This is a genomic window from Azonexus sp. (genome assembly GCF_036170495.1).
Lineage (GTDB): Bacteria > Pseudomonadota > Gammaproteobacteria > Burkholderiales > Rhodocyclaceae > Azonexus.
Genome location: NZ_JAVHPH010000339.1, coordinates 1 through 2,326 on the forward strand (window position 1 = coordinate 1; position 2,326 = coordinate 2,326).

Consider the following 2,326-nt stretch of genomic DNA (forward strand, 5'->3'; position numbering starts at 1 on the left):
AAACCGCATTGCACGGCGCCCAGTTCGCGCCCTTCGCGCAGGACGCGCAGCCAGTCGTCGGTGCTCAGTTCGACTTCGTGTTTGGCGAAATCGACCGGGTTGTAGCAGAACACGCAGTGCAGCGGGCAGCGGTAGGTGACTTCGGCGAGCAGCCACATCGGCGGGCCGATTTTGGCCGGGGCGTTCATGCCTTGGCCCCGCTATCGAGGCGCAGCCAGCGTTTTTCGATCGCCATGGCGAGAAAGGCCTCGACGTCGCCGCGCAAGCCGCTGGATGAAAAGGCTGCTTCAAGGTCGGCGACGATGGCCGCTATGTTGCGCAGGCCGTCGCAGCGGGCGAGGATCTCGCCGCCGCTCTGGTTGAGCTTGATCATGCCTTCCGGGTAGAGCAGCACGTAGCATTCCTGCGCCGGCTCCCACTGAAAGCGGAAGCCGTGGCCGAGGCGCGGCGTGCCGTCCATCAGGCGACTTTCCGTTCGGCGTCGATGTTGCCGGTGATGCCGTTGGTGCCGTAGTGCTGGCCCATGACGTCGTTCATCGCCCACAGGATGTCGAGCTTGAACTTGAGGATCTGCACGGCGCGTTCCTGCATGGCGCGGGTACGGAAGTAGTCAAGCGTGACATTGAGGCCCTGGATCACGTCGCGCGGGGCCTGGCTGGTGCGGTTGCGGAAATACTGCAGGCCGGATGACTCGATCCACGGGTAGTGGCCGGGCCAGGTGGCGAGGCGCTGGAGGTGGATGACCGGGGCGAACAGTTCGGTCAGCGACGAGCAGACAGCCTCCTGCCACGGGGCGCGGCGGGCGAAGTTGATGTAGGCGTCGACGGCGAAGCGGACGCCGGGCAGGACATGGCGCAGATCGACGATTTCCTCGCGGGTCAGGCCGACGGATTCGCCGAGGCGTATCCACGCTTCGATGCCGCCAGCGTCGACCATTTTTTCGCCATTCGGCAGGCCGTATTCGAAGCCGTCATGGTCAAGAATGCGCTGCACCCAGCCGCGGCGCACTTCGCGGTCCGGGCAGTTGGCCATGATCGCCGCGTCCTTCACCGGAATGGCGATCTGGTAGTAGTAGCGGTTGGCGACCCAGCCGCGAATCTGCTCGGGCGTGGCGTGGCCGGTGTTGAGCATGACGTTGAACGGATGGTGGATGTGGTAGGCCTTGCCGTTCTCGCGCAGCTGCGCTTCGAATTCTTCCCGGCTCCAGGCCGGGCGGCCGTCGTCGGCGTCGTGGGATTCGGCAAGGATGTCGGCTCGGATCATGGTTATCTCTCGTTTAAATGGTGATGCGGGCGCCGTCTTCGGCGACCTCGATGCCGCGCCGGGTCAATTCGGCGCGCTGCGGCGAGTTTTCGTCGAGGATGGGATTGGTGTTGTTGATGTGGATGAGGATCTTGCGCACGTGTTTTGGTAGCTCGTCCAGCCAGTCCATCATGCCGCCGGGGCCGGATTGGGGCAGGTGGCCGATGTCGCGGGCGGTGTTCGCGGACAGGCCGGCGACGATCATTTCGTCGTCCGTCCAGAAGGTGCCGTCGACCATCACGCAATCGGCTTCGGCCATGCGGGCGTGGACTGCCGGCGTGCGAGCGCCGAGACCGGGGGCGTAGAACAGCTTGTGGCCGCTGCGCTGGTCGGTGATGCTGACGCCGACGTTGTCGCCATCGACCGAGGCTTCGCGGTGCGGCGAATAGGGTGCCGCCTTGCTGGACAGCGGCATGACCGAGAAGTCGAGGCCGGCCACCTTGGGCATGGCGAAGGGCGTGCCGTCAAGCGGAAGCTCGTGGTGGTCTACGCCGCAGAAATGTTCCAGCACGCGCAGTATCGGGTTGCCGGTGGTCAGATCTTCGTAGACCGGCCCGGCGCACCACACGGGCATCTTGGCCTTCTGCTCGCGCAGCATGAAGAGGCCGGTGGCGTGGTCGATCTGGCCGTCAACGAGGAGGATGCCGCCGATGCCGGTGTCGCGCAGGGCGCGGTTCGGCTGTAATTCGGGGGTGGCCTTGATCTGCTGCAGGATGTCGGGCGAGGCGTTGAGCAGGGCCCAGTCCTGGCCGTCGTCGGTGCTGACGCAGATTGATGACTGGGTGCGCGGTTTGGCGCGGACGCTGCCGTCGCGCAGGCCGGCGCAATTGTGGCAATTGCAGTTCCACTGCGGGAAGCCGCCGCCGGCCGAGGCGCCGAGAATGATCAGTTTCATGATTGTTTTGGAACCGCCATCCCGGCCGGAGCCGGGATGGCGGCGCGTCCCTTAGCGGGCGGCGATGTACATCGTGATTTCGAAGCCGAAGCGGAAGTCACAAGCGGTCGGGGTTTCCCATTTCATTTA

4 protein-coding genes and 1 pseudogene are annotated in these 2,326 nt (G+C 65.0%); all 5 read right to left on the reverse strand.

Annotation, left to right across the window (positions count from 1 at the left end; all coding sequences use genetic code 11):
- Positions 1–188: pseudogene (locus ADADOO_RS12695) on the reverse strand (pyrroloquinoline quinone biosynthesis protein PqqE); the annotation flags it as partial.
- Complete coding sequence (pqqD, locus tag ADADOO_RS12700; RefSeq protein WP_511277871.1) at positions 185–460, reverse strand: pyrroloquinoline quinone biosynthesis peptide chaperone PqqD; 276 nt, start codon at positions 458–460, stop codon at positions 185–187. The pseudogene ADADOO_RS12695 and the gene pqqD, both read right to left, overlap by 4 nt.
- On the reverse strand, positions 460–1,263 hold the full coding sequence (gene pqqC / locus ADADOO_RS12705) for a pyrroloquinoline-quinone synthase PqqC (protein WP_511277872.1): 804 nt from the start codon (positions 1,261–1,263) through the stop codon (positions 460–462). The genes pqqD and pqqC overlap by 1 nt, the downstream gene beginning before the upstream one ends.
- 13 nt (positions 1,264–1,276) lie before the next feature.
- Positions 1,277–2,197, reverse strand: a complete 921-nt coding sequence (pqqB, locus tag ADADOO_RS12710; RefSeq protein ID WP_511277873.1) for a pyrroloquinoline quinone biosynthesis protein PqqB — start codon at positions 2,195–2,197, stop codon at positions 1,277–1,279.
- Between the two features lie 51 nt (positions 2,198–2,248).
- Positions 2,249–2,323 carry a pyrroloquinoline quinone precursor peptide PqqA gene (pqqA, locus tag ADADOO_RS12715; protein WP_141353941.1) on the reverse strand — a complete coding sequence of 25 codons (75 nt, stop codon included), beginning with the start codon at positions 2,321–2,323 and terminating at the stop codon, positions 2,249–2,251.
- Positions 2,324–2,326: the final 3 nt, after the last annotated feature.

Coding starts and splice junctions, on each gene's coding strand:
- pqqD (WP_511277871.1), bottom strand. CDS start 460: ATGGACGGCACGCCGCGCCTCGGCCACGGCTTCCGCTTTCAGTGGGAG.
- pqqC (WP_511277872.1), bottom strand. CDS start 1,263: ATGATCCGAGCCGACATCCTTGCCGAATCCCACGACGCCGACGACGGC.
- pqqB (WP_511277873.1), bottom strand. CDS start 2,197: ATGAAACTGATCATTCTCGGCGCCTCGGCCGGCGGCGGCTTCCCGCAG.